Annotated in this window: 5 protein-coding genes; 3 read left to right on the forward strand and 2 right to left on the reverse strand. The window is 50.4% G+C overall.

Annotated elements, in window-relative coordinates:
• Positions 1-543 precede the first annotated feature (543 nt).
• Entirely contained in the window at positions 544-1,962 is a 1,419-nt protein-coding gene (locus tag AB9F26_RS21805) for a mechanosensitive ion channel family protein (RefSeq protein WP_369769080.1), read from the reverse strand.
• 235 nt (positions 1,963-2,197) lie between these two features.
• Between AB9F26_RS21805 and AB9F26_RS21810 the strand changes: the two genes are divergently transcribed.
• The 3 genes from AB9F26_RS21810 (at position 2,198) to AB9F26_RS21820 (ending at position 5,657) form a co-directional block, all read left to right on the forward strand.
• A complete protein-coding gene (locus AB9F26_RS21810; RefSeq protein WP_369769081.1) occupies positions 2,198-3,982 on the forward strand; it encodes a primase-helicase family protein in 1,785 nt (594 codons plus the stop codon).
• Positions 3,979-4,437: an HNH endonuclease gene (locus AB9F26_RS21815; protein WP_369769082.1), complete on the forward strand. Its 459-nt coding sequence runs from the start codon at positions 3,979-3,981 to the stop codon at positions 4,435-4,437. The genes AB9F26_RS21810 and AB9F26_RS21815 overlap by 4 nt, the downstream gene beginning before the upstream one ends.
• A 215-nt stretch (positions 4,438-4,652) precedes the next feature.
• Positions 4,653-5,657 carry a hypothetical protein gene (locus tag AB9F26_RS21820; protein WP_369769083.1) on the forward strand — a complete coding sequence of 335 codons (1,005 nt, stop codon included), beginning with the start codon at positions 4,653-4,655 and terminating at the stop codon, positions 5,655-5,657.
• A 172-nt stretch (positions 5,658-5,829) separates the two neighbouring features.
• Here AB9F26_RS21820 and AB9F26_RS21825 read toward each other — a convergent pair whose 3' ends face one another.
• Complete coding sequence (locus AB9F26_RS21825) at positions 5,830-7,068, reverse strand: DUF6538 domain-containing protein (RefSeq protein ID WP_369769084.1); 1,239 nt, start codon at positions 7,066-7,068, stop codon at positions 5,830-5,832.
• Positions 7,069-7,249: the final 181 nt, after the last annotated feature.

The following is a 7,249-nucleotide window of genomic DNA, read 5'->3' on the forward strand; positions in this document are numbered from 1 at the left end:
GGCCGCAATGAAAACTCGAAAGGAAACGACCGCATTGACCAAAAATAGACGCTGATACATAAACAAAGGTGGGTCATATCTCGGTGAAAATACCGGGTCAGCTCTCAGTGAAAATCAACAGGTGGACCAAAGGGTGGCCTGACAGGCAGTCTAATCACTCAATATATTGTAAAATATGCATATTTCCAAAATATTTGGTGCCCAGGAGAGGTATCGATTTTTACTGTAACGTATTGTTTTAATGATCATTTTATTTTACGGAGGGTTCGGAAATCCTCAAAAACGGTTCGCAAAGTGGATCGTCAACGCAGGGTTGAAATGGTGCGGAACGGAGGGTGCACTTTGGAGGCTAAGGTTGCGATTTGGCGAAGGTCATTTAAGGGACTCATTGTTGCATCAGCCAGACAATGCGTTCGACTGACAGTGCATAGTGAAGCAGGATATGCAGACAACTTCGGAATTCCATAAAGAATTGACAAAAAAGTACTCGCTAACTTGTTTTCTCTCTCGCCATGTTCCAGCAAGCGCACTCTCAGGCCGGGTCTACAATTGGTGCTCTTTTTGGGTTTCAGGATCAGGGTCATTCCGTTCCAAATGTACGCCTCGTTGTGGGAATGGGATCGAGATACCTTCTGCGTCAAAACGTTCTTTCACTAGGTGTTGCATACCCCAGTAGAGCTCCCAATAATCCTCTGTTTTTGACCAAGGGCGGCATAAAAGATTCACAGAGGAATCTGCCAACTCTCCGACACAAATCACCGGAGCGGGAGTATCATGGGCGAGTGGATGTGCCTCTATGAGTTCTTCGAGCACTTTGATCGCATGACCGATACTGTCAGAATAGCTTATACCAAAGACCATATCGACGCGTCGTGTTGCACTGGCAGTGACATTCGTAATCACGCTGTTCCAGACCCTGTTGTTTGGCACAGCGACGATCTTGTTGTCGACTGTGGCAATGGTCGTAGAAATCAAGTTGGTCTGTTGGACGGTGCCTGTAGCAAAACCTTCAAGGTCAACAAAATCTCCTTCGTCGAATGGTTTGTTCATCATGATCATTAGCCCACTAAAAAAGTTGGCGATTGTTTCCTGCATTGCAAAGGCCAAAATGAAACTGGCCCCACCAACCAAGGCGAACAGCGGAGTGACGTCCATGCCTAGGAGTGACAAAACGAGTATCAGACCAATGGTCAAGGTCAGCCAATAAAAAAGCCCTCCCAAAAAAGCTGCCATGAGAAACGACATACCTTTTATACGGCCCATCCAATGCCGCGTAACAGCGCGAATAATTCTAGCCACAAAAAGTAACCCCAGCAGCGAGACCACAATAACAGCCGCGTCAATTGCGACTTCGATGCCACCGTCACGCGCCGTGAGCCACTTCACAGTGCGCTGGCGCAAGGTTTCAACATCTGCGTTTCGGATCTCGTCGATGATAATGGAGCTTCGGTAGGCGCGGTATTTGGCAATTTCATCCGCATTTCCCCCTTTTTTCTGCCAATCGTTCAAGACAAGAACAAAATTGTCGAATAGGTGCCGACGTTCTTCCGCAAGTTGGGCGACGCGCCCTCGATATAGATCAGCGGTTTCCCCATCCAATTCCCTAACCCGTAGCGTGGCATCGACCACATCCTGGGTTTGTTCCTGCACTATGCGTTGCCAAGCCTCGGATGCAGCGGCAAGTTGCTTCTCAGTCAACGGCAACAACAAAAGCTCCAACCGCCCGCCGTCGACCCGTGGATTCAAGATTGGCGGAGGCAATTCGAATTCTTTAGCCAATGCGCCAATGTCGATTTCTCCACCATTGGTCAAATTGGGTGTAGGGTCTTCGGAGGGGAGCTCAGTCTGGCCTGAGCCATCAGTCGTTTGCGCACTCGCGGATGGCACATGGAGGACCAGTAAACCACCAAATACCAGACAGAGAATACATAGCGCATGACGTAACATATGAAGCCTTTCCATTTGTGGTTCTTTCAACACTAAGCGATTGGCCGTGGGTAACAAGCTAAACGATAAGGCAAAGTTTGACCTTGCAGCAATGCGCTCTTAGCTGAACGTGTGTTTCAAACGCAGCGAATGACCGGAGCCCACTCACTTTCCCAATTCTGGAGCGACCCTTTTCTGTCCGCTGTACAGGCATCTCAAACCTCCCGATTTAACTGCTTGCGTGCCCTCGATAATCGGGCGAAAAAGTAGCATGACAAATAGTAAACCAGCCAGTGCCGATAGTGAAAAGCGCATCCCTGTAGATGATGTGCTTGAGAGTTTTTCCGACGATGATGTCGTTGTCGATCCGGACCTCATGCCCGATCTCACTGAGTGGCAAGAGGTTGTGATGAACCGTCTCGAAACGGACCTCCAGTCAGGTGTTGCTTGGCAAGTTAGCGCTACAGATAAAATTGCCCCACGGAAGCCCGCCTCGGAGGACCTTCAAAAGGAAGTCTTGATGGAGGTGGCCAGTTGGTTCCTCACGGCTGACCAAAAATACATCATGGTGGACAAGCCTGATACCCGTATAAATTCTAAGGATGTTGCCAAGATCGCCAAGCCAAAGATGGTTGCACATTTTCATGGATTAAAACCTCTGGCTGAGACTGCACGTAAGAAAGCGGATGATATCATCACGGCCTGTGTGGACGGAACGCCCGAGGACCCCAGACTTTCCTTCGGGGTTTGGTCAGGGATGACCTACGCGGCCCCAGGAAACACTTCACCACGCCTCTATCGAAACTACATGTGGGACTTGAATAGCTGGTCGGAGCCTTCGTACAGAAAGATTGAGGGCGCAATTGGAGGAGACTACGGAGCCTTGCAGCCGTTCCTTGACTTTGCCATTCCCGACAAGGACCAGCAGAGGATGCTCCTCGATTGGATTGCTTGGTCGCTTAAGAATGAAGCCTCTAAGCCGTCCTGGGCTATCCTGTTGTTTTCAGAGGAAAAAGGGACGGGAAAATCAACGATTGGCGTGGTCCTAGAGGCGCTGTTTGGTGCTGCCAATACCGCAAAGATCGATGGAGTGGACAAGCTTGTTGCAACCCACAACGACCGTGTGCTGGACAAGAAGCTGATCGTCGCTGAAGAGGTGCACATCAGTAGCCAGTCTAAGAACGGAAATGCGATAAAAGACCTGATTACCGGGAGCGGAACTACCGTAAACCCGAAGTATCAGCCCACTAAGACCATTCCCCTTAAGGCTTGCTTCCTGTTTACAACCAACCATAAACCTCTTTGGCTGGAAGGTGGAGAGCGCCGCTACTACATCATTGAGATGGACCATGATGGCCATGCCCAGGGGCCTAGGAGTGACGAGTTCACTGTGTTGGTTGGCGACGTGTTTAGCCAGATCAACAACCCTAAGAAGCTTGCTGCGCTTTACACGGCGCTTAAGCAACGGGAACTATCACCAAACTTCGACTCAAAGAACATGCGGTTCGATGAAAATGCGACCCCAATCATGCGGGAACTCCAGGAACAGTCAGGGAGGGAGAGTGACGAAACTCTTGAGGCGATTTTGGCAGAGCATTGTGTCTCGATAATCCCAAGCTCAGACTTCAAGGACCTGGTTAAGTATCTGAATGTAAGGGCCGACAATACCGCCAGAAACGCGCTGATTAGGTTGGGTTATGAAAGTACAAGACTTCGTTGGGGAAAAGGGCAACAACGCGCCTGGGTCAAGAAAGGGCTCATGGTGGAAAATGGCCGCATCAAGTCCACGGATCTCGCAGGAAAACTGGATGACGCTGTCGATAACGGGTTCGAATGGTTCCCGTTGAACTACTTCATGAAAGCTACTTGGGATAGACTCAGAGACACGAAGCTCAAGGTGAAATTCAACCGCGATAGTGAGACTGACGCAACTGATGGGTATTCTGACGGAGCGGAGGGTCCATTCTTGGATAGCAAGTCTGATAACCGTTACCAAACCTGGCTGAATGATCGCGATATCCGAGAAGGTAACGAGCAAAAATTCATGAAAACATGACGGCGGTGAAGATCAATATTATCGCGCAGCAAGCCTACCAAGACTGTTTAAGTGTCTGCGAAGACTTCGAAGCGGATTACCTAACGGAATTACTGGTTCAAGATCCCGCCCAGCGCTGGTGGAGGGATACTTTCAGAGACCACTCAGGTGAGCTAGCCCAGCGCATCAAGGAACATCTCCTGGCGGCTCAGCGGGCCGAGTCAGGGTGCCTTATCCTAGGCCGGACCTCCAAGCTAGATGAGGCACAAAGGGTGTATTGGCGAGGGCGGCGGCAAAAGGTTTACCAACTGGTGGCTTGGGGGCTGTGTGGAAAGATACCAGGGAAGAAAAGTGTGGTTCGCCACCTGTGCAATAACCGGCTATGCATCCATCCTGAGCATCTAAAAGTTGGTACCCAAGCCCAAAACTTGAACGACCAGCGCATAAACCGCCTGAAGAATTGGCCCCATCAGTAAAGATTTTACCCTGCCTTGCTGTCTCAGCGTCTCACCGTCTTGGAGAAAAAGGGGGCGGAGAATGGGAATAGGTATTCGCTATGGACCAAACCAGCGTGTGTTCCTCAGCATGGTTAATCGCTTGCTAGGTGCTAAAAATGTGGTCGAAAATCGTTCTCTTGCTGAAAGGCGTTTTTTGTGGACCAGTGTGCCAACACCTGGATAAAAGGTAGAATATGTATTTTGAAAATAATTGCCCTGTATGCTGGTCGCAAGCCGATAGGTTACAGGCGGATGGTCACTATCGCACGTTTGAGTGCGAAAGATGCGGCAAATTTAAAGTGTCCGGTACAGCGGAGAGGCTCCTCGAAATTTCGGCGGAAGAGTTCCTCAACGAAAAAGATATATTTGATGGGCTCAAAAATAAAAACTTGGTGCCGAACAATTCTCTGTATGCAGCGTCGATCGGCCATTGGGTCCAAGATCAGCATCGTTTCGGCCTTGACCCGATGCTAACCAGTGAAATTGTAACCCGAAACAAAGAAACCCCACATTTCCCTGACATTGAAACTCAAATTGCAAACCTAATGCGAACGATTGGCAATCAAGTACAAGAACCCGGCCCAGAGTGTACTTTTGAGCTGGGGTCAACCCAATTCAAAGTTGGTTGTAAAACGCAGAAAGGGATTAAGGGGCTTGCTGAATATCTAGAAACAAAGGGCCATATTGTTTTTCAACCAAGCAATACACTCAACGGTACTACATTTTCTGCAGCGATGACGGTGCCTGGGTGGATCGAATATGAGAGGATATTGGCCGATAGTAAAGTGGGTCGAAAGGCATTTATTGCCATGCCGTTTGGAAGAGGTGACTTAGATGACAAGTGGTTGCCTGGCCTTCGTAGAGCGGTGATGCAAACTGGATATGAACTTGAACGTGTGGACGACAAACCAAAGTCGGGATTGATTGATACACGGATGAAGTTGCAAATCAAGGCAGCTCGGTTTCTTCTGGTGGAATTGACCCATAGTAACCTGGGTGCATACTGGGAGGCGGGCATGGCGGAGGGTCTTGGCAAGCCGGTAATATATCTACGTAGAAACGATGACATGAATAAAGCTCACTTTGACGTTGAACATTCGTTTCGAGTCCCGTGGGATGCTGACAATTTGGAAACAGCTTTGGAAACGGTCAAGGCGACAATCCGCAACACAATGCCCGATGCGATCATGACCGATTAGGTGAAATATTGAAGCCAATGACGGGTCAATTGACGGTCATGTCATTTGCTGGGCCGAAAGCCGAAATTTAAGCCCGTTCGCTCGTTACCAGTGCAAAAAAATCGGTCACCCATTCACTCGCCCGAGCACCCCTCTGAGGGCACCCGGACGGAACGCTGTCATTGGTTCAACCTCAGCACTCTCCCGCTGGTAACCTGACCTGATCGATGATCTCCCTCTTCTGGCTGTCACTTATCCCAGCAGAGTACAGCCCATAGGTAAGCCTGTTGGCCGATCGCGCCGACTGATGGCCCACAAGACTTGCTGTGAAGTGTTCGGGAACTCCGGTCCTTTCACATTGAGTGATGAACCACTTGCGGGTCGAGTGGAATACAAGGCCAGGGCGGGTGGTTCCGGTGTGGTTCCTTAACAGAGCAAACCTCTTGGTGATCCTGTCCACGGAAATCCCTGGAAACAGGGCCCCTTCGTTGGGCAGCATAGCCAGGGTAGCCAAAAGACTGTCATGTAGCGGAATTTCACGTTCTGCTGCTTTGGATTTGAGCCCTCTGATGGTGTTTGGTCTGATCCTGGCAAAGACCCCAAGATTGCCCTTGGAGATCAGGTCTTCGGCCACCAAACCACAAGCCTCCCCTGACCGCATACCTGTAAGCAAGCAGAGACGTAGGAGGGGCGTTAGAACAGGATCATTGGCCCCCAACAAAGTCACCACCTCTGCATCTGTCATCACCGCATAGCTTTGAACCGTTGGTTTGGAATGAACCGCAAGTTTGCCAAAGCCATGCTCTGCAAGGAGACCTTCCCGCACCGCCCAATCCAAGAAATGGCAAGTCTGGGTCCAAATCCGATGCTGGGTTTGAGGCGCGATTGTCCGGTCGGAAGTTGTCGAAAGAGCCACCAAGTCGCGTATCCCCAAGCCCTTGCGCGTGGTGCTCTTGGTGACGTCAGGGTTGAGACGGGACAGAAGCGCAAGGAATTCCTGACCGTTGGAGAGGCTTAAATCCCCGATCCTCTTGCTGCCAAAGAGGGAGGTGAGCAGCCCGAGACTAAAACGGATCGACTTGAAGCTTCCAGGCTTAAGCTCCTGTGATCGTTGGGTAAGGTAGACTTGAGCCAAATCCGCCACCGTGGTTTGCCCCTGGAGGTACAGGCGTTCGATTTTGGGCTGAGGGATTGTGATTGCCGGCGCATTATCCGGATCAGGGTTTGCCCTCAGTCGTGCCTCTGCTTGTGCAACGATCTCCGCATAGCTCTGATTGATCTCTGCTATCCGTGTCTTGGCTGTACGGGCATCTGGGGTTTTGAGGGACCGTTTCAGGGCTTGGCCCAAGTGGGGTTGCAGGTGTTTGGGATAATTGCGGCGATACAGCCAGGTTTGATGTTTGAGGTAGGCATACTTCAGGGTGACAGACATAAGGGTCCTTCTGGGGGCATATGCCCCCTTTTGGGTGAAAGCTGAGGTTTTTTGAGGTGAAACAACGGCTTACTTGGTTATTCCTGTTCCCTGCGGGTAGTTAGTCCGGCAAGACGCGCAGGATTAAGTCCCGATCAGGTTCGCCGTAGGCACCCTTGAGCGGTCCTGATTTGGCGGTGCC

It is taken from the genome of Falsihalocynthiibacter sp. BN13B15 (genome assembly GCF_041205415.1).
In the GTDB taxonomy this organism is placed as follows: domain Bacteria; phylum Pseudomonadota; class Alphaproteobacteria; order Rhodobacterales; family Rhodobacteraceae; genus Falsihalocynthiibacter; species Falsihalocynthiibacter arcticus.